Below are 19682 nucleotides of genomic sequence, written 5' to 3'. Positions count from 1 at the left end.
CACGGGATCCGGCTCAGCACAGGATCGAACCCGACGAAGGAGAATTCCGTGCCAGAGTCCACTGACGGCACAACGACGACCGGAGAGCGGGCGCCCGGACCGGAGGGCAAGTTCCTGTTCGGCGCGCTGAGCAGCTTCCAGAAGGACACCCTCAAGCTGCTGCTCGAACTCCAGCGTCAGTACGGCGGCATCAGCAGGGTGAAGCTCGGGCCGTACGAGGTGCACCAGATCACCGAGCCCGAGCACGTCAAGCACGTGTTGCAGGACAACGCGAAGAACTACGTCCGCGGCAAGTTCTACCGTGGCTTCAACCTGTTCTTCGGCAGGGGCATGCTCACCACCGACGGCGCGGAGTGGAAGGCCAAGCGGGCGGTCAGCCAGCCGTTCTTCCACAAGGTGAAGCTGCGGGCCAACGCGGGGATCATCACCGACACCACCAACGACCTGTTGGAGAAGTGGGCGAAGCCGTCCGCCGACAAGGAACCGGTCGACATCACCAACGACATGATGTGGCTGGCGATGGGTGTGCTCGGGACGATGCTGCTCGGCGTCGACCTGCGCGACTGGTCGGACCGGCTGATGCCGGCGGTTCGCTTCTCCTTCAAGGCGATGATCCTCACCGGCGAGGTCAAGCAGATGCTGCCGCGCTGGATCCCGACGAAGTACCAGCGCGACCTCAAGCGCTACCAGCAGGATCTCAACGACGTCATGGACGAGATCATCGAGCTGCACCGCAACGGCGGCGGCCGGCCGGACGACCTGGTCAACGCGTTGTTGGCGGCCCGCAAGGAGAACGGCGACCCGTGGAGCCAGCGGGAGATCCGCGCCGAGCTCAAGACGCTGTTCCTGGCCGGTCACGAGACCACCGGCTGCGGCCTGACCTGGACGCTGTACGCCATCGCGCAGTACCCGGAGGTGCGCCGCGAGCTCGAGGCCGAGCTGGCCGGCGTGCTCGGCGGCCGGGTGCCCACCGCGGAGGACCTGACGAGCCTGCCGTTCCTGCGCCAGGTCGTCGACGAGGCGCTGCGGCTGTACCCGCCGATCTGGCTGTTCCCAAGGGATGCCGTCGCCGACGACACCATCGGCGGCTACCACATCCCGGCCGGCAGCACGGTCCTGATCCCGCCTTACGCCGCGCACCACAACCCGGAGACCTGGGACAACCCCGAGGCGTTCGACCCGAAGCGGTTCTGCCCCGCGCACCAGGGCGGCGCGGAGGGTCAGGGGCAGCAGAACCGGGACAGGTACGCGTACTTCCCGTTCGGCGGCGGCGCGCGCAAGTGCATCGGCATGGACCTCGCGCTGCTGGAGATCCAGCTCGCGGTGGCCATGATCGTGCAGCGGTACCAGCTCAGCCTGGTGCCCGGCCACCCGGTGACACCAGGGGCGCTGGTCTCGCTGCGGCCGCTGCCGCAGGTGCTGATGACCATCACGCCCGTCACGCAGCCAGCGGCAGCGACGCGATGACCGCGTTACCTGAGACGGTCGGTCGGGCGGTCCTCGCACCGCCCGACCGGGCCGTCCAACCCACCAGCCGGCTGGTGTGGCGGCTGACGCCGACGCACGACCTGCCGGACGGCCCGGCCGACCGGTTGCGCGGCGCGCGCCTGGTCGTGCTCGGCGGCGACCGGGACACCGCGCGCCGGGTGGTGCTCGCGCTCCGCGCGGCCGGCGCGAACGCCGTCGCGGCGGCGGACGGCCAACCGTGCCTGGTGGACGGCGAGCTCCCGGACGGCCTGGTGGACCTCACCCTGGACGAGCCGTTCGTGCCCGGCCGGCACGACGCGTACCGCGCCGCCCTGCTGCGTTCGGTCGCCGCGTTGCGCGGCTGCTACGCGGACTGGTCGCAGGAGGTCGACGCCGAGCGGCTCGGCTATCTCGCGGTCACCTACCTCGACGGCGGCATGGGCTACCGGGGCGACGCCGAGATCCGGCAGCCGTTGGGCGGGATCTGGGCCGGGCTGGCGAAGACCGTGCACCGGGAGATCCCGAACTGCAACGTGAAGGTCGTCGACGTCGGCGCGGCCGACCTGGCGCGGCTGCCCGAGATCGTGGCCGCCGAGTTCGGCCGCTGGGGCCTGTTCGAGATCGGCTGGCACGGCGGCAGGCGGCACACGCTGGAGCCGCGCCGGCAGGACGCCGCCGCGCCGACGGTGTCGCTCGGCCGCGACGACCTGGTGCTGGTCTCCGGCGGCGGCCGGGGCATCGGGTTCCGGCTGGCCCACTCGCTGGCCGCCGACTTCGGCTGCCGGGTGGTGGTTACCGGGCGCGGGCCGCTGCCGACGGGCGCGGAGCCGTGGGCCGGGCTGACCGACGAGGAGTTCCGCGACTTCGAGCGCGGGCTGTGGTCGGCGCACCGCGAGGGCCGCAGGGTCGCCGAGATCCGCGCGGACATCGAGCGGCTGCGCAGGGACCGCGAGCTGTACGAGCACATCGTTGGCGCGCGGCGCGACGGGCTGCGCATCGAGTACGCGCCGTGCGACTTCACCGACGCGGCCCAGGTTTCCGCGCTGCTCGGCCGCCTCGGCGACGACCTCACCGGGGTCGTGCACAACGCCGGGATCGACTCGCCGACGCGGCTGCCGAAGAAGTCGGACGAGGACTTCCTGCGGACCGTCGGCACCAAGATCGACGGCTTCGTCAACCTGTTCGAGCGGGTGCGCGGCCGCGACCTGAAGTTCTTCTGCAACGTCGGTTCGCTGACCGGGCGGCTCGGCGGCATGGTCGGCCAGCTCGACTACGGCGCGGCCAACGACGGCCTGGCCAGGCTGGGCCTGTGGGCCGGCCACCAGGTCGGCTTCCCGGTGATGACGCTGTGCTGGCCGACCTGGAACCAGCTCGGCATGGTGGCCAACTTCGAGGCGACGCTGCGCTACATGGCCGCGTTGGACATCGACGAGGGAATCCAGCGCTGGCAACAGGAACTGCGCGCCGGCTCGGCCGAGGAGATCACCTACGTCGGCCCGCTCGGCCGGGCGCTGAGCCCGATCCAGGCGCGCGGCTATCCCGCGACCCGCGACCTGCCCGGCTTCGCCGAGGTGTTCCCGAAGATCTTCCACCTCGGCTCGGTGCACACCAACGCGCCGCACCGCTCGATGCTCGCCACGGTGTCGCTCGACCAGGCGTGGTCGCCAGCGCTGACCGACTTCCTGGTCGACGGCGCGGAGGCGCTGCCCGTGAGTGTGTTGCTGGACAACGCGATCTGGGCCGCCGAGTGGATGCAGCCCGACGACCTGCCCGACCTGCGGCTGGACCGGATCGAGGACCTGGTCGTGCACCCCGACGCGCTGCGGCTGGTCGGCGGAGCGGTCACGCTGCTGCGCGAGACCACCGGCGGCCACCGGGACGGCGAGTGGGTGGTGCGCGCTGGCTACCGCGACCCGGCGCGGCCGGAGGTCGAGGTCGAGGTCGCCGCGCTGCGCCTGGTGTTCCGCCGCGCCGGGGACATGCCGGCGCGGCCCGCCGCACCGGGTCGCGGCTGGCGCACGCCGACCGAGCCCGCCGCGTCCCGGCTGCGCTGGCGCGGCCTGGTGTTCGCGGCGGCGCGCGGGGCCGACGCGCAGGTGCGGCCGAGCCCGCCGGAGGACGTCTGGGCGATGCCCGTCGCGCCGGTGGCCCGGCTTCCCCTTGCCGCCATGGAGAACGTCCTGCGGTTCGCCTCGGGCGGCGCGGGCGCGCGGCTCGCGGCGGCGCGGATCTCCTTGCACGACACCACGAACGGCCCGACGCGGATCCTCGCCGGGCCGGCCGAAGGCGACTGGTCGGCGCTGAACGCGGCCACCGGCCTCCCCGTGTTCAGCGTGACCGGCCTGACCTGGTGAGCCGCGCTGATCGAACCGACAAACCACACACGATGTGACGAAGGGCTGGGGGCACAGCGACATGGCACAGATCACCACGAGCGACCTCACCATGATGGCCGTCTACGAGCCGGAGTACGTGGTCGACCCCTACCCGCTCTACCGACGGATCCGTGAGGTCTCGCCCGTGTTCTGGGACAGGCACATGGGCGAGGACGGCGCGTGGATGGTCACCGGCTACGACGCCGCGATCCAGGCGCTGCGCGATCCGAGGCTGTCCGCGCGGCGGGCGCAGTGGGACCCGAGCCGCGCCCCGGCCGGCAGCCCGCCGCAGGTCGCCTCGTCGCTGAAGGCGTTGGCGGAGCAGGTTTTCGTCGCCGACCCGCCGCAGCACACCAGGCTGCGCAAGCTGATGGCCAAGCCGTTCCTGCCGCGCGCGGTGGAGAAGATGCGCCCGGAGATCGAGCAGGTCGGCAACGAGCTGCTCGATCGGGTGGCCGGCCGGGGCGAGATGGACTTCATGGGCGAGTTCGCCATGGCGCTGCCGTCCGCGATGGTGTGCAAGGTCATCGGCGTGCCGCAGAGCGACCGGGACAAGGTGTGGAAACGGATCCTGAGCTGGGGCGTGCTGGTCGACGGCGGCCCGCTCAGCCGCGAGCACCCCGAGTTCCACCTCGCCAACCTCGGCAAGTACATGGACTACTTCCGCGAGCAGATCGCGCTGCGCAGGGAGAACCCGACCGACGACCTGCTCGGCGTGCTGGCCGCCGCCGACGCTGAGGGCGGGTTCGACAGCGAGGAGGAGCTGCTCGGCAACCTGATCTTCCTGCTCACCGCGGGCCAGACCACCACGGCGCACCAGATCGGCAACACCGCCCTGTCGCTGCTGGCCAACCCCGAGGTGTTCGAGCGGATCGCGGCCGAGCCGTCGCTGGTGCCCGACGCCACGCCGGAGTTCATGCGCTACGACTCCTCGGTGCAGCTGACCAAGCGCCGCGCGTCCGAAGCGGTCGAGCTGGCCGGCCAGCAGATCGAGGCCGGGCAGGAACTGTTCGTGTGGATGGGCGCGGCGCACCGCGACCCGGCCAAGTTCCCCGACCCCGACCGGCTCGACCCCGACCGCGAGCCGGTGCAGAACCTCTCGCTCGGCCACGGGATCCACTACTGCCTGGGCGGCCAGCTCGGCCAGCTGGTCAACGAGACCGCGATCCGGCTGTTCGCCGAACGGATCCCCAACCCGAAGGTCGACCTCGACGGGGTGCACCGGACCGCGACGCCGACCTTCCGGGGCCCGCACGTCGTGCCGCTCACGTTCGGCTAGCGAAGAGGAGCGTCCACCATGTCCCACACACTCGACGCGACGGTCGCCACCGAGACCGTCTGGCAGGGCTGCCAGCGGTGCGGCGCGCTGATCTTCCAGAAGCGGTTCGTCCGGGACCAGCGGGTCTGCTCGGAATGCGGCTGGCACGGCCAACTGACCGCGCCGCAACGGATCGAGCTGCTGTTCGACGCCGGTTCGGTCACGCCGCTGCCGACGCCGCGCTTCGCCTTGGTCACCCCGGGGTTCGCCGACACGCAGCCCTATCCCCGCCGGTTCGACCGGGCTGTCGACCAGACCGGCCTTACCGAGGCCGTGGTCTGCGTTTCCGGGACCATCAACGGGAATCCGGTCATCGCCGCGGTGATGGACTTCCGCTTCCTCGCCGGCAGCCTCGGTTCCGCCACCGGCGAGCTGATCACGCTCGCGGCCGAGCGCGCGCTCGCCGACCGGGTGCCGCTGCTGATCGTGACCGCCTCCGGCGGCGCGCGCATGCAGGAGGGCCTGTACTCCCTGATGCAGATGGCCAAGACCAGTCAGGCCCTGGCCGCGCTGGACGAGGCCGGCATCCTGACGCTGTCGCTGATCACCGACCCGACCTACGGCGGGGTGGCCGCGTCCTTCGCCACGCTCACCGACGTGATCATCGCGGAACCGGCCGCACGGATGGGTTTCGCGGGTCGGCGGGTGATCGAGCAGACCGTGCGACAGAAGCTGCCCAAGGGTTTCCAGACGGCGGAGTTCCTGCTCAAGCGCGGGCTGATCGACGACATCCAGCCGAGGTCGACGCTGCGCGCCACGCTCGCGCGGCTGCTGTCCGTTGCGCGCCAACGGAAGCAGGACACGGACCTGCCGCACGTCGGCCCGCTGATCACCGACCCCGACCGGCTCGCCAACCGGGCGGCGTGGGACCACGTGCGGCTGGCGCGGCACACCGAGCGGCCGGCGACCTCGGACTACCTGCACCACGCGCTGGACGGGTTCTACGAGCTGCGCGGCGACCGGGCTGGCGAGGACTGCTCGGCGATCGTCGGCGGGTTCGGCTGGCTGCACGGCCAGCCGCTGGTGGTGATCGGCACCGAGAAGGGCCGCACCATGCAGGAACGGGTGTCCCGCAACTTCGGCATGGCCAGCCCGGCCGGCTACCGCAAGGCCGCCAGGCTGATGCGGGTGGCCGCGAAGCTCCGGCTGCCGATCGTCACGCTGATCGACACCCCCGGCGCGTACCCGGGCGTCATCGCCGAGGAACAGGGCCAGGCCATCGCCATCGCGGAGAACCTGCGGCTGATGTCCACGCTGCGGGTGCCGGTGGTCGCGGTGATCACCGGCGAGGGCGGCAGCGGCGGCGCGCTCGCGCTGGCCGTGGCCAACCGCGTGTACGCGCTGGAGAACGCCGTCTACTCGGTGATCAGCCCGGAGGGGTGCGCCGCGATCCTGTGGAAGACGGCGGAGGAGGCGCCGAGGGCCGCCGCCGCGCTCCGCGTCGCCGCGCACGAGCTGCTGCGCGACGGCTTCGTGGACGGCGTCATTCCGGAGCCTGCGGGCGGTTCGCACACCGACCACCCAACGAGGGCCGCGGCGCTGCTGCGCGCGTCGGTCGGCGCCGCCCTGCGGGAACTGCTCGAACTCTCCCCCGACGAACTCGTCGAGGACCGCCGCGTCCGGTTCCGCGGCTACGGACCCATCACCCGCGACCAGTTGGAGGCCGCCGATGACTGAGCACCCCGACCAGCCCGAGCAGGACCTCGACGCGTTGTCCCGCACCGTGGTCCGGCTGCTCGGCGCGGCGACGCGGCCGCCGAGGAAGATCGAGCTGAGCTCGCACTCCGCGAGCCTGGTCATCGAGTGGGACCCGGCGACCACCGTGGTGTCGGCCGCGCCGCCGGTCGAGGTCGCCGAGGCCGAGCAGAGCCACCTGCGTTACCTGCACGCCCCCACCATCGGCACCTTCTATCACTCGCCGGAACCCGGCGCCGAACCGTTCGTCGCCGTCGACGACGTGATCACCGAGGGCCAGCAGGTCGGCATCCTGGAGGCGATGAAGCTGATGAACCCGGTGAAGGCGGAGCTGTCCGGCCGGGTGGTGGAGATCCTGGCGGCCGACGGCGCCCCGGTGGAGTACGGCCAGCGGCTCATCGCCATCGACACCCGTTGAGTCCACAGCGCCGCAACGAAAGGAGCTGAGCGGTGTTCTCCACCGTGCTCATCGCGAACCGAGGCGAGATCGCCGTGCGGGTCGCGCGGACCTGCCGGGAACTCGGCATCAGGACCGTGGCCGTCGTCTCGACCAGCGACCTCGACTCCGCGGTCACCAGGATCGCCGACCGGACCGTGCACATCGGGCCGGGGCAGGCGCGGCGCAGCTACCGCAACGCCTCCGCCATCATCGAGGCGGCGTTGCAGACCGGGGCGCAGGCCATCCACCCCGGCTACGGGTTCCTGTCCGAGGACCCGGACTTCGCCGAGATCTGCGACCTGTACGGGATCACCTTCATCGGGCCGCCCGCGCGGGTGATCGCGGACCTCGGCGACAAGTCCCGCGCCCGCAAGCTGATGGACGACGCCGGGCTGCCGATGCTGCCCGGCAGCAAGAGCGCGGTGGACAACGTCGTGCTGGCCAAGGAGATCGCCGACGACATCGGCTACCCGGTGATCATCAAGGCCGCGGCGGGCGGCGGTGGCCGGGGCATGTCGGTGGTGCGGTCGGCCGCCGAGTTCGCCGACGCGTTCCGCACCGCGCGGGCGCAGGCGCAGGCCGTGTTCGGCGACGCGCGGGTGTACGTCGAGCGGTACCTGGAGTCGGCTCGGCACGTCGAGGTGCAGATCCTCGCCGACCAACACGGCAACGCGGTGCACCTCGGCGAGCGGGACTGCTCGGTGCAGCGCCGGCACCAGAAGCTCGTCGAGGAGTCGCCAGCGCCCAACCTGGAGCGGGAGCTGGCCGCGCGGATGGGCCGGGCGGCGGTGCAGGGCGCGCTGTCGGTCGGCTACGTCGGCGCCGGCACCGTGGAGTTCCTCGTCGACGAGCGCGGCGAGTTCTACTTCATGGAGGTCAACTGCCGCATCCAGGTCGAGCACCCGGTCACCGAGATGGTCACCGGCATCGACCTGGTCAGGGAGCAGCTGGCGGTCGCCTCGGGCCAGCGGCTCTCGTTGCGGCAGGAGGACATCCGGCCGAACGGCTGCTCGATCGAGGTGCGCGTCAACGCCGAGGACCCCGAGCGGGAGTTCCTGCCGACCCCAGGCAGGCTGACCGAGTTCACCGTGCCGACCGGGCCGTTCACCAGGGTCGACACGCACGCGTTCCCCGGCTGGGTGGTGTCCCCCGACTACGACCCGTTGCTGGCCAAGGTGATCGTCTGGGCGCCCGACCGGAACCAGGCGCTGGCCAGGATGGAGCGCGCGCTCGGCGAGATGCGGGTGTCCGGCGACGCGGTGGAGAGCACCGTGCCGTTCCTGCGGGAGGTGCTGGCGCAGCCGCTGTTCCGCGACGGCAAGCACACCACGGCGCTGGTGGACGACCTGCTGGCCAAGGACCGTTCGTGACGGTCGGGCCGACGCGGGTTGGCCGCCGTCAGCCGGCCTCGGCCGGGGCCATCAGGTCGTGCGTGACGGCCGCGAGCAGGCCGGGAAACCGCTCGGCGAGGTCCTCGGTGCGCAGCCGGACGTGGTGGTTGCGGCCGTCGAGGCGGGTCATGGTGACCCCGGACTCGCGCAGCACGCGGAAATGGTGTGACAGGGTCGACTTGTGCACTCCGGCGTCGAACTCCTCCGGCCGGCACGGGTGGTACTCGCCGTCTGCCAGCACCGCGACCAGGCGCAGGCGCACCGGATCCGACAGCGCGCGCATGACGTCGACCAGCTCGATCTCCTGGACCTGGGGTTGCTTCAGGAACCGCGCCACCGCAGCCACCGCCTTCCGCGTTTACCCGCTCCGCGCTCACCACAGCATATCTGTTGGAGAGCTATGCAACTGTCAAACGATCCCCCGCCGTTGTTCCGCCCGCGCGGGTAACCCACTCCGCCAGGAGGCGTTGTGATCCACACCAGCCCACTTCCCGACATCGAGCTGCCGCGCAGCGAGCTGTCCGAGTTCGTGCTCGCCGACGCCGAGACGCGCGGCGAGCACCCGGCGCTGGTCGACGGGACGACCGGCCGGGTGATCGACTACGCGACGCTGCGCGGGCTGGTCGACCGGGTCGCGAGGGCGCTGGCCGGCGCGGGACTGCGCGCGGGCGACGTGGTCGCGGTGTACGCGCCGAACACCGTGCTCTACCCGGTGGCCTGCTACGCCGCGAGCCGGGCCGGGGCGACCGTCACGACCGTGAACGCCCTGTACACGCCGGGTGAGTTGATCGGCCAGCTGGCCGACTCCGGCGCGAGCCTGCTGGTGACGATCTCGCACTTCCTGCCAGCGCTCGCCTCGGTCGACCTGCCCGCCGGCCTGCGCGAGGTGCTCGTGCTCGACCAGGCGCCCGGGTACCGGTCGCTGCTCGACCTTCCGGCCGACCCCGACCAGCCGCTGCCGACGGTCGACCCGGCCGAGGACATCGCGCTGCTGCCGTACTCGAGCGGGACGACGGGCACCGCCAAGGGCGTCCGGCTGACCCACTCGAACCTGACGGCGGCCATCGCGCAGATGGTCAGCGCTATGCCGATCGGGCCGGAACACCGGGTCCTTGCCGTGCTGCCCTTCTCGCACGTATACGGGTTCGCCACGATGATGGGGATGGGGCTGCGCGCCGGGGCCACCATCGTGGTGCTGCCGAGGTTCGACCTCGAACAGTTCCTGCGCACCATCGCCGAGCAGCGGATCACCGTGGCCCTGATCGCGCCGCCGATCGCGTTGGCGCTGGCCAAGCACCCGCTGGTGGACCAGTACGACCTGTCCTCGCTGTGGCGGGTGCTCAGTGCCGCGTCGCCGCTCGACCCGGACATCTCGGCGCTGGTGCACCGCCGGATCGGCGTGCCGGTCGTGCAGGCGTACGGCATGACCGAGTCCTCGTCGGGCTGTCACGTGCCGCCGGGCGAGACGGTGCCGCCAGCCGGGTCGGTCGGGGTGCTGCTGCCGCAGACCGAGTGCCGGCTGGTGTCCACGGCGACCGGCGCGGACGTCGGGGTCGGCGAGGTCGGCGAGCTGGTGGTGCGCGGGCCGCAGGTGATGAAGGGGTACCTGAACCGGCCGGAGGAGACCGCGGCGACGCTCGACGCGGAGGGTTGGCTGCGCACCGGCGACATCGGCAGGGTCGACGCGGACGGGTGGTTCTACATCGTCGACCGGGTCAAGGAGCTGATCAAGTACAAGGGGTACCAGGTCGCGCCCGCCGAGCTTGAGGCCGTGCTGGTGGGCCATCCGCAGATCGCCGACGCCGCGGTGGTCGGGGTGCCCGGCGCGGACGGCGAGGAGGTGCCCAAGGCGTTCGTGGTGCGCCAGCCTGGCGCGGACGGCCTCGACGACCGGCAGGTGATGGACTTCGTGGCCGAGCGGGTGGCGCCGTACAAGAAGGTGCGCGCGGTCGAGTTCATTCAGACGGTGCCGAGGTCGATCGCCGGCAAGATCCTGCGCCGCGAGCTGCGCGACGCCGCCACGGCGTGACGCTGCCACCAGCGCAGCGCCGCAGCGTCCCGAACTGAATTGCAGTACGGCAATTCAGTTCGGGCACTTGCGCAGCTTCGCGGGGTCGGGCGCGACGGTCGGCCACCCGGGCAGCGCGGTCAGCCTGGTGACGACGGCGGTGCAGCTGGGCGTCGCCGCCGCCCCTGCCGGCCGCACCACCGAGAAGACCTGCGCGTAGAACCGCTGGCAGTCACCGCCGCCCTGCGCGCACGAGGCCTGCGCGGCCACCACGTCGACGACGCCGTCGTCCACGTTGCGCAGCGCCAGGTACGGCGCGCTGGCGTAGTACGGCACCTGCCCCCTCGCCCACGACCCGGACCGCCTGACCAGCACCTCCCCGGCCATGCCGCCGTCCTGCTTGCCGCCGGTGATCCTGCCGTGCACCAGGCAGACCGAGACCACGCCCTCCACACACTGCAACGAGTCCGAGGCCAGCTTGGCGCCGGACTCGATGGTGGTCGCCTCGAAGATGTTGGTCCCGCCGGGCCCGCTGACCCTGATCCGCCCGGTGCTGCCTCCGATCAGCACCTCCACCCGGTCCGCGCCGACGTTCTGGCCGGCCACCGTCTGACACGGCCCGCTGCCGCACTGGAGGGCCACGTTCGCCGAGGTCGCAGCCTGGCTGGCCGACGTCGGCGGCGCGGCCTCGGTCGACGCGGAGCGGGGGCGCAGGCTCGCGGCCGTCGCCAGGCCGGCCGCGGTGAGCACGACCGCCGCCACCATGACGACCCACACGGACCGCGGGGTGACCCCGCCGCCGCGCCGCCGCCCGGCGCCAACCACCTCCGCCACGCCGTCTCCCCCATCGGTTGTGCCTCGTCCGGGTGAGTCTGCCCGTCGGCACGCGGTCCGCGCAGCCTCTCCCGCCCTCGGCAGCCGTGATGAGGTCAAGGCGTGACCTTGCTCTCGGTCACCGGTCCTGGCTAGGTCCGTAAACTTCCCCACCAGCCCGCCGGTGCGAGCCGAGGGCGGTGGCTGTGTCACATCAAGGAGGTAGGGGCGTGCCCGAGACGGCCAACGACCGGGGTCCGGTCGCGGGGGACAACGGTCCGCTGCGAAAGGTCCTCGTCGCCAACCGCGGTGAGATCGCCGTGCGAGTCATCCGGGCCTGCCGGGACGCGGGCCTGGCCAGCGTCGCGGTCTACGCGGACCCCGACCGGGACGCGCCCTTCGTGCGGATGGCCGACGAGGCGTTCGCGCTTGGCGGCAGCACCCCCGGCGACAGCTACCTGTCCGTGCAGAAGCTGCTGGACGTGGCGGCGCGGGCTGGCGCGGACGCCGTGCACCCCGGCTACGGCTTCCTGTCCGAGAACGCCGACTTCGCGCAGGCCGTCATCGACGCGGGCCTGACCTGGGTCGGCCCGACCCCGCAGGCGATCCGCGACCTCGGCGACAAGGTGACCGCGCGGCACATCGCCACCCGCGCTGGCGCGCCGCTGGTGCCGGGCACCAACGACCCGGTCGACGGCCCCGACGAGATCATCGCCTTCGCCGAGGAACACGGCCTGCCGGTGGCGATCAAGGCGGCGTTCGGCGGCGGCGGTCGCGGCCTGAAGGTGGCCAGGACGATCGAGGAGATCCCGGAGCTGTTCGACAGCGCGGTGCGCGAGGCCGTCACGGCGTTCGGCCGGGGCGAGTGCTTCGTCGAGCGCTACCTGGACAAGCCGAGGCACGTCGAGGCGCAGGTGCTCGCCGACCAGCACGGCAACGTGATCGTGGTCGGCACCCGCGACTGCTCGCTCCAGCGCCGGCACCAGAAGCTCGTCGAGGAGGCGCCAGCGCCGTTCCTGTCGACCGAGCAGCACCGCACCATCCACGAGGCGGCGCGGGCCATCTGCAAGGAGGCCGGTTACCACGGCGCCGGCACGGTGGAGTTCCTCGTCGGCACCGACGGCACGATCTCGTTCCTTGAGGTCAACACCCGGCTCCAGGTCGAGCACCCGGTCAGCGAGGAGACCACCGGCATCGACCTGGTGCGGGAGCAGTTCCGGATCGCGGCGGGCGAGAAGCTGCGCTTCGACGGCGACCCGGCGCCGCGCGCCCACTCGATCGAGTTCCGCATCAACGGCGAGGACGCTGGCCGCAACTTCCTGCCCGCGCCTGGCACGGTGACGACGTTCGCCATCCCGTCGGGTCCGGGTGTCCGGGTGGACGCCGGGGTCGAGTCGGGCAGCGTCATCGGCGGGCAGTTCGACTCGCTGCTGGCGAAGCTGATCGTGACCGGCGAGACCCGCGAGCAGGCGCTGGAGCGGGCGCGGCGGGCGCTGGACGAGCTGGTCGTCGAGGGCATGGCGACGGTGCTGCCGTTCCACCGCGCGATCGTCCGCGACCCGGCGTTCACCGCGGAGGACGGCTTCGCCGTGCACACCAGGTGGATCGAGACGGAGTTCGACAACACGATCCCGCCGTTCGCGGGTGCGGCCGAGGCAGGCGAGGACGAGCCGAGGCAGACCGTGGTCGTCGAGGTCGGCGGCAGGCGGCTGGAGGTGTCGCTGCCCGGCGACCTCGCGGTCGGCGGCGGCGCCAGGTCCGGCGGGGCTGCGGCCAAGGCCGCGCCGCGCAGGCGGACGGGCGGCAAGGGCGGCGCTGCCGTGTCGGGCGACGCGGTGACCGCGCCGATGCAGGGCACCATCGTGAAGGTGGCGGTGGAGGACGGCCAGCAGGTGGCGGTCGGGGATCTCGTCGTCGTCCTTGAGGCGATGAAGATGGAGAACCCGGTGACCGCGCACAAGGCCGGCACGGTGACCGGGCTGGCCGCGGCGGCCGGCAGCACCGTGAGCCAGGGCACCGTGCTCTGCGAGCTGAAGGACTGATCCGCGCTCGGCCGGGCCCCGTCGGGGCCCGGCCGAGTTCGGGTTCCTGACGGATGTCAGGGGGACCGGCCCCGTCGGGGCCGTAGAGTTGCCTTCGTGAGCGAGTTCCCGTCGCCGGACATCCGAATCGGCGACACCGAGCGTGAGCAGGCCCTGACGGCGTTGGGCGAGCACATGTCCGCCGGACGCCTCGACATCGACGAGTACGGCGACCGCACCGCCAAGGTGGCCGCCGCGCGGACCCGGCGCGAGCTGGTCGAGGTGTTCACCGACCTGCCCGACCCGAGGCCCAGCTTCGCCCCGGCCGCCCCGGCCGCGCCGCCACCACCGCGGCCGGCAGCGCCGGTGGCCCAGCCTGCCGCGAGCAACGTGCCGGACTTCCGGAACCGCACCGACATCCAGCGCGCGACGGCTGGTGTCGTCAGCGCGTCGTGGCTCATCTGCATCCTGCTCGTCGCCGTCGTGCACCTGCCAGGTCAGCTCTTCATCCTGCCGATCGCCCTGTCGATCATGATGGGCAGCATCTGGGGCAACCGGGGAAACGGGCGTGACCGGCGCCGCAACCGCCGCAGGGACTGGCGCTGAACGTCGTTCCCGGCCTGCTGCTGCTCGACCTCGACGGGGTGCTGCGCCGCTTCGCCCCCGACGATCCGATCGAGGACGCCCACGGGCTGCCGCGCGGCTCGCTCGCCTCGGCGGCGTTCGCGCCGGACGTGGTCGGCCCGGCGATCTCCGGGGCCGTGCGGGACGACGCGTGGCGCGCCGCCACGGTGGCCCGCCTGCTCGCCGACGTGCCCGGCCTTGCCGCCGACGCGGCACGGGCCGCCGTCGAGGCGTGGAACCGGCCGGGCGAACCGATTCCGGCGGCGGTCGAGCTGGTCAGGCAGGCACGCACCCGATGCCGGGTGGCGCTGCTGACCAACGCCACCAGCCGGCTGCCGGAGGACCTGCGCCGGATCGGCCTCGATCGCGAGGTGGACGCCGTGGTGTCGTCCGCGCGGATCGGCGTGGCCAAGCCCGCGCCGGAGGCGTTCCGCCGCGCGCTGCGGGTGTTGCAGCACTCGCCGGCGAGCACGCTGTTCTGCGACGACAGCGCCGTCAACGCCGAGGCCGCCCGGACGCTGGGCATCGACGCGGCGCACGTGCCGGACACCGACGCGCTGCGGGCCGCGCTGGCCGGCCGGGGGCTGCTCGGCGAGCGGCCGGCGCCCGGCGCGGCCGGGCCCGAGTCCGGCGGCGTGCTGCTGGTGCTGCTGGTGCTGCCGGATCGCGCGGACGCCGAGCGGATCGCGGCGACGCTGGCGGCCGAGGGCTGGTCGCCCGCCGTGGTGCACAAGGACCTGCTCGCTGGGGAGGACGACGTCGAGGACGCCGACTGGGTGGTGGAGCTGGCCACCGCCCCGGACGGCCGCCCGGCCGCCGCCCATCGACCGCGCCTGGACGCCCTCGCCGCCGGCCACGACGGCTTCACCACCGGCTTTTCCAGTACGGACTGAACAACCGGTCAGAAACCGTTCCCACCGACGTCGACCACGGCACCGTCCTTCATCTGGAGACGACGGTCGGCCCGCCGGGTGATGGCCGGGTCGTGCGTGGCGACCAGGCACGCACCGCCGCCTGCCGTGTATTCCAGCAGCAGGTCGACCACCACCTCGATGGTGCGGTGGTCCAGGTGCGCGGTTGGCTCGTCGGCGAGCAGCAGCGTCGGCCGCACGACGAGCGCGCGGGCCAGCGCGACCCGCTGCCGTTGGCCGAGCGAGATCTCCGCCGGGTACCGCCGCGCCAGCGCTCCGACGCCGAGCCGGTCGAGGATCGTGCCCGCGCGGTCCAGCGCCTCGGCCGGGTCGCCGCCCGCCGGCCCGAACAGCAGCGGCGCGGCGGCGTTCTCCTCGAGCGTCAGCTCCTCGAACAGGCCGAAGCTCTGCGGCAGCACGGCGAGCACCGACCAGGCCGGCGCGCCCTCTGGCAGCCGCACCGCGCCGCCGTCGGGCTCGTCGAACCCGGCGAGCAGCGCCAGCAGCGCGCTCTTGCCCGACCCGGACGAGCCGACCAGCGCCACCAGCTCGCCGGGGTACACGTCGAGGTCGACCCCGCGCAGCACGTCGACGGGGACGCCGCCAGACGGCCGGAACGACCTGGTCACGCCACTGGCACTCAACACAGCACTCACCGCGTCTCCCCTACCAACCGTCCGTCCAGGATCCGGATCACCCGTGTCGCGCCGGCCAGCACCGCGTCGTCGTGCGAGGCGACGACCACGGTCACACCGAGCCCGACGAGGTCGCCGAGGGTGGCCACCACCAGCTCGCCGGAGCGCGCGTCCAGTTGCGAGGTCGGTTCGTCGGCGAGCACCACGTCCGCGCCAGCGGCCAGCGCGGTGAGCAGCGCGAGCCGCTGCTGCTGCCCGCCGGACAGCGCCGAGACGGCCCAGTCCGCCGTTCCCGGCAGGCCGAGCCGGTCGAGCAGTTCGACGCCGGGATCGGGCCGCCCGGCCAGCTGCGCGGCGGCGCGCAGGTTCTCCCGCACGCTCAGGTAGTCGAACAGGTTGTCCACGGGGTTCTGGAACAGCAGGTGCACGCGCTTGCGCAGCGCCCGCCGGCCGCGCGTGTCCAACTTGGTAGTGTCCTTGCCGCGCAACAACATCCGCCCCTGCGTCGGCCGTTCGGCGAGGCCGAGCAACCGCAGCAGGGTCGACTTTCCTGAGCCGCTCGGGCCGGCAAGCACGGTCAGGCCGTCGGCCGGCACGTCGAGGTTGATCCCGTGCAGGGCGGTGACATCGCCGGACGGCGTGCGGTAGCGGTGCACGAGCCCGCGCACCGAGAACACGGGTTCCTCAGCCACGAAGCAGCTCCTTCACTGGGGCCCGCCGCGCCGCGAGGACGGCGTGCGCGGCGACCAGCAGCACGGCGACGGCCGCGCCGCCGACCGCGCCGAACGCGACGGGCAGGACGCTCGCGGGGATGGTGCCGGGATGCAGGTTCGGGTAGGGGTCGAGCTCGGGACCGGCGAGGCGGACGGCGAGCCACCCGCCGCCGAGGCCGACCAGCAGCGCCAGCGCGGCGAGCATGGTCAGCTCGGCGGCGTGCGAGGCGTACAGCGCCCTGGTCCGCAGGCCCATCCTGGCCAGCAGGGCGTGCGCGACGGCCGTGGACCGCCGCCTGGTTTCCACCGACACCAGCAGGGTGACGGCGGCGACGGCGATGAGCGCGCTGCCGAGCACCACGAAGAACCGGAAGACCCAGCCGATCAACAGGAACGGCAGGTGGCCGGTGGTGTTCTCGGCGCGAAGGATCCGACCCGGACGCATCCCGTTGTCCTGCAACGCTTTCAGCACCGACGCGGAGTCGCTCATGGTCCACACCTGCTGGTTGTACTCGCCTCGGACGTTTGCCGGCACGGCGTCCCAGGCCGCCACCAGCATGCCCTCGGCGCGCATCATGCCGGCGAACACCGGCACGGTGGCCACGACCCGGACCTTGGCCAGCTCTGGCGCGACGAACCTGGCCGGCTGGTACGACCCGACCTGGATCACCGGCACGGTGCCGTCCCGGTCGGCCGGTCCGAGCTTGCCGAGCAGCTCGGCGAGCGAGAGCCCGTTCCACCGGTCCTGCCAGCCGCCGCCGTCGGCGTAGGTGGCCGGGTCGACCACGAGGATCCTGCCCTGCCGCCCGTCGTCGAGTTTCGGCTCGTCCCACAGCACCCTGGTGGCCCTGCCCCTGATCGGCGCGGGTAGTTCGGGCCGGTCGCCGACGTTGTTCGCGACCCGCACGACGGTGTTCGCGCCGGCGAACACCAATCCCTTGTCCTGGATGGAGTTCTGCTGGGTGTCGGCTACGCCGATCCCCACAACGATCACCCCGATCGCGAGGCCGGCGACCGCGAGCAGCGCCAGGGTGACCCTGGACTGCGCCGCCGATCTGCGCAGCGCCCACAGGGCGGCCGGTCGCCGCCAGCCGCGCCGTCGGTGGCTGGCCCGCAGCGCCCAGCCGGCCAGCCGCGCGGCGAGGCCGAGCAGCACGGCGATGCACAGCACCGGGAAGGCGAGGGCGAACACGTCGACGGTGGGCAGCAGGCTGTCCGGCCGGACGGTCAGCGAGCCGCCGGACAGCCGCCGCCAGGACAGCACGGCGAGGCCGCCGGCCAGCAGTTCCCACGGGGTTCGCCGCAGGACCTTGCCGAGCAGCGGGGTCAGCCGGCCGGCCCGGCCGCTCTCGTGCTGGCGGCGCACCCGCAGTGCCGCCGAGGCGACCAGCACCAGCAGCACCAGCAGCCAGGTGCCGGCGGCGAGCGCGGCGGACACCCAGCCGGCCCACGGGTCGAGCTGTCCGGCGGGCGCGAGCAGCGGAACGGTCAGCCGCGCCGCCGCCCAGCCGAGCGCGCTGCCGAGCAGCAGCGGCAGGCCGAGTTCGAGGCCGGCCTTGCCGCCGAGCGACACCGGCCGCGCGCCGCGCGTCCACAGCAGCCGGATCTCGGCGGCCCGGCGTTGCGACCACTGGCCGGCCAGGCCGAACACCGCGAGCAGGCCGGCGAGCAGGCTCGCGCCGGTCAGCGGCAGCAGCGAACTCAGCACGGTGGACTGCGCGCTCTCGCCCGCGGCCAGGGTGACGGCGGCCTGGTTGGTCATGGCGGGCGCATCCTGCGCGAGTACCTGCCCGACGTCGCGGCGCATCGCGTCGACCTGGGCCGACCAGCGCCGCTGCTCGGTCACGGTGACCGGCAGGGTGGCGGTGGCGAACTGGATGCGGCCCGGCTGCGGCGCGAGTCCCTTGTCCCGCAGCGTGTCGAACAGGGCGGGCGCGACCAGCAGCGGCGGGGGCGCACCGGCCTCGCCGATCTCGGGGTGGGGCACCAGGTAGCCCTCGTCGCTGCACCAGAACGGCGGTGCCGGCTCGACGACGCGCCGGTAGACGCCGGCGATCGGCAGCGTGGTCGGCCCTGTGGTCGACCCCGATCGGGTCGCGATGGTGAGCGTGCCGCCGGCGTGCAGGCCGAGCACGGCGGCGAGGTCGGTGGGCACCCACACGCCGTCAACGCCGGAGCCCTCGACGGGCACGACGTTGTCCAGGCCGTGGTCCTTGGCGACGAGGAGCACGTTCGTGTGGCCGCCGCCGATCAGCAGGGCCGCCCCGCCCGCGCGGACGTGCCGGATGACGTCCGCGCCGTCGGCCGCCGCGGCCGCCTTGATCCGCTGCTCGCGCTCGCCCTGCACCGGGGGCTGGTTCGTCGCCTCGCGGATCCGCAGGCCGGTGTCGCCCTCGCAGAGCTGGCTGTTCTCGTACTGGACCGCGGCGGATCCGGTGGCCGAGACGTACAGGGCGGTGGCCGAGGCGACGAAGGCGACCACGAGCCCGATCACCACGGCGACGACGATCGTGACCGGGTTGGACAGCGCGGCGCGCGGCGATCGTTGCCATGGCAAGTTGATGGGTGACACCAGCGCCACGGTAGTGAAGATCACGTGGGCATTTCGAGTGGTTCGTCACCGAAAGTCGAGCGCGGCGCCAGAACTACTACCCCATCTGGTGACGTCTCGCCCCTTTGGGTGCCGCCACAGCGCCAGATAGCGTAAGGCCGTGGAACCGGTCGAGATCAACGCTGGGGACTACTACCTTCGCCAGCTCAGGGCCGACGAGCGGATCGACGACCGCGCGGCCGTGCTCGCGGCGTTCACCGACCCCGACACCCGCCGCTGGCTGACCCGCTACCGGATCGACGACCTGGACTCGGCCGGCCGCTACGTCGCGGACCGCACGCGGGAGTGGCAGGACGACCGGCGCTGCTCCTGGGCCGTCGCCGACCCGCAGACCGGCGCCATGCTCGGCGAGGTCGGCCTCAAGGGCCTCGACCTGTGGCACGGCACCGCCGAGGTGTCCTGCTGGACCCACCCGGCGCACCGGGGGCGCGGCGTCGCGGTGGCGGCGCTCGCGGCCGCGCTGCGCTTCGGCTACGGCGCCCTGGACCTGCACCGGGTCTGCTACCAGCACGCCGAGGGCAACGGCGCGTCCCGGCGGGTCGCGGAGAAGTCCGGATTCCGGCTGGAGGGCCTGCTGCGCGGCGCGGAACGCGTCGACGACGGCCATCGCGACCTGCTGATCTGGTCCCGCCTGGCCACCGACCCCGACTGAGCGGGTATA

The 19682-nt window shown here is 72.8% G+C and carries 16 protein-coding genes; 11 read left to right on the top strand and 5 right to left on the bottom strand.

What is annotated here, in order from left to right:
* Window positions 1-48: 48 nt before the first annotated feature.
* The 6 genes from F0L68_RS38070 (at window position 49) to F0L68_RS38045 (ending at window position 8664) form a co-directional block, all read left to right on the top strand.
* Window positions 49-1467: a cytochrome P450 gene (locus F0L68_RS38070; RefSeq protein WP_188317047.1), complete on the top strand. Its 1419-nt coding sequence runs from the start codon at window positions 49-51 to the stop codon at window positions 1465-1467.
* Window positions 1464-3821, top strand: coding sequence for a KR domain-containing protein (locus tag F0L68_RS38065; RefSeq protein ID WP_149854769.1), 2358 nt, complete (start codon window positions 1464-1466; stop codon window positions 3819-3821). The genes F0L68_RS38070 and F0L68_RS38065 overlap by 4 nt, the downstream gene beginning before the upstream one ends.
* Before the next feature lie 61 nt (window positions 3822-3882).
* Window positions 3883-5121, top strand: coding sequence for a cytochrome P450 (locus tag F0L68_RS38060; RefSeq protein ID WP_223199504.1), 1239 nt, complete (start codon window positions 3883-3885; stop codon window positions 5119-5121).
* Window positions 5122-5139: 18 nt separating this feature from the next.
* The gene (locus F0L68_RS38055; RefSeq protein ID WP_149854767.1) at window positions 5140-6837 is read left to right on the top strand and encodes an acetyl-CoA carboxylase carboxyltransferase subunit alpha; all 1698 of its coding nucleotides are present in this window, start codon (window positions 5140-5142) and stop codon (window positions 6835-6837) included.
* Window positions 6830-7273, top strand: a complete 444-nt coding sequence (locus tag F0L68_RS38050) for an acetyl-CoA carboxylase biotin carboxyl carrier protein (RefSeq protein ID WP_149854766.1) — start codon at window positions 6830-6832, stop codon at window positions 7271-7273. Before F0L68_RS38055 ends, F0L68_RS38050 begins: the two co-directional genes overlap by 8 nt.
* A gap of 32 nt (window positions 7274-7305) precedes the next feature.
* The gene (locus tag F0L68_RS38045) at window positions 7306-8664 is read left to right on the top strand and encodes an acetyl-CoA carboxylase biotin carboxylase subunit (RefSeq protein ID WP_149854765.1); all 1359 of its coding nucleotides are present in this window, start codon (window positions 7306-7308) and stop codon (window positions 8662-8664) included.
* A gap of 28 nt (window positions 8665-8692) precedes the next feature.
* Here F0L68_RS38045 and F0L68_RS38040 read toward each other — a convergent pair whose 3' ends face one another.
* Window positions 8693-9022 carry an ArsR/SmtB family transcription factor gene (locus F0L68_RS38040; RefSeq protein ID WP_223199503.1) on the bottom strand — a complete coding sequence of 110 codons (330 nt, stop codon included), beginning with the start codon at window positions 9020-9022 and terminating at the stop codon, window positions 8693-8695.
* A gap of 132 nt (window positions 9023-9154) precedes the next feature.
* On the opposite strand from F0L68_RS38040, the gene F0L68_RS38035 reads away from it, so the two are divergent.
* Window positions 9155-10714: an AMP-binding protein gene (locus F0L68_RS38035; RefSeq protein ID WP_149854764.1), complete on the top strand. Its 1560-nt coding sequence runs from the start codon at window positions 9155-9157 to the stop codon at window positions 10712-10714.
* A gap of 54 nt (window positions 10715-10768) precedes the next feature.
* Here the strand turns inward: F0L68_RS38035 and F0L68_RS38030 are convergent, their stop codons facing one another.
* Window positions 10769-11527, bottom strand: a complete 759-nt coding sequence (locus F0L68_RS38030; protein WP_149854763.1) for a hypothetical protein — start codon at window positions 11525-11527, stop codon at window positions 10769-10771.
* A 209-nt stretch (window positions 11528-11736) separates the two neighbouring features.
* On the opposite strand from F0L68_RS38030, the gene F0L68_RS38025 reads away from it, so the two are divergent.
* From F0L68_RS38025 to F0L68_RS43945, 3 genes are all read left to right on the top strand, one after another.
* Window positions 11737-13548 carry an acetyl/propionyl/methylcrotonyl-CoA carboxylase subunit alpha gene (locus tag F0L68_RS38025; protein WP_149854762.1) on the top strand — a complete coding sequence of 604 codons (1812 nt, stop codon included), beginning with the start codon at window positions 11737-11739 and terminating at the stop codon, window positions 13546-13548.
* Window positions 13549-13644: 96 nt separating this feature from the next.
* On the top strand, window positions 13645-14133 hold the full coding sequence (locus F0L68_RS38020) for a DUF1707 SHOCT-like domain-containing protein (protein WP_149854761.1): 489 nt from the start codon (window positions 13645-13647) through the stop codon (window positions 14131-14133).
* A gap of 38 nt (window positions 14134-14171) precedes the next feature.
* Window positions 14172-15044 (top strand): HAD family hydrolase, encoded by an 873-nt coding sequence (locus F0L68_RS43945; protein ID WP_223199502.1) that lies wholly within the window; start codon window positions 14172-14174, stop codon window positions 15042-15044.
* Window positions 15045-15052: 8 nt separating this feature from the next.
* On the opposite strand, the gene F0L68_RS38010 is transcribed toward F0L68_RS43945, so the two are convergent.
* From F0L68_RS38010 to F0L68_RS38000, 3 genes are read right to left on the bottom strand one after another with little or no spacing between them, the layout of a single operon-like run.
* Entirely contained in the window at window positions 15053-15718 is a 666-nt protein-coding gene (locus F0L68_RS38010) for an ABC transporter ATP-binding protein (RefSeq protein ID WP_223199501.1), read from the bottom strand.
* On the bottom strand, window positions 15715-16389 hold the full coding sequence (locus F0L68_RS38005) for an ABC transporter ATP-binding protein (RefSeq protein WP_149854759.1): 675 nt from the start codon (window positions 16387-16389) through the stop codon (window positions 15715-15717). The genes F0L68_RS38010 and F0L68_RS38005 overlap by 4 nt, the downstream gene beginning before the upstream one ends.
* Window positions 16382-18982, bottom strand: coding sequence for an FtsX-like permease family protein (locus F0L68_RS38000; protein ID WP_149854758.1), 2601 nt, complete (start codon window positions 18980-18982; stop codon window positions 16382-16384). The genes F0L68_RS38005 and F0L68_RS38000 overlap by 8 nt, the downstream gene beginning before the upstream one ends.
* Window positions 18983-19121: 139 nt before the next feature.
* Between F0L68_RS38000 and F0L68_RS37995 the strand changes: the two genes are divergently transcribed.
* Window positions 19122-19673, top strand: coding sequence for a GNAT family N-acetyltransferase (locus F0L68_RS37995; protein ID WP_149854757.1), 552 nt, complete (start codon window positions 19122-19124; stop codon window positions 19671-19673).
* Window positions 19674-19682 lie beyond the last annotated feature (9 nt).

It is taken from the genome of Solihabitans fulvus, assembly GCF_008386585.1.
GTDB lineage: Bacteria > Actinomycetota > Actinomycetes > Mycobacteriales > Pseudonocardiaceae > Solihabitans > Solihabitans fulvus.
Note: the sequence above shows the minus strand (reverse complement) of the source record. Positions and strands in the feature narration are given on the sequence as shown.

What these genes read in the sequence shown, in the direction of transcription:
- F0L68_RS38065 (WP_149854769.1), top strand. Translation starts at nt 1,464, where the DNA reads ATGACCGCGTTACCTGAGACGGTCGGTCGGGCGGTCCTCGCACCGCCC.
- F0L68_RS38060 (WP_223199504.1), top strand. Translation starts at nt 3,883, where the DNA reads ATGGCACAGATCACCACGAGCGACCTCACCATGATGGCCGTCTACGAG.
- F0L68_RS38055 (WP_149854767.1), top strand. Translation starts at nt 5,140, where the DNA reads ATGTCCCACACACTCGACGCGACGGTCGCCACCGAGACCGTCTGGCAG.
- F0L68_RS38050 (WP_149854766.1), top strand. Translation starts at nt 6,830, where the DNA reads ATGACTGAGCACCCCGACCAGCCCGAGCAGGACCTCGACGCGTTGTCC.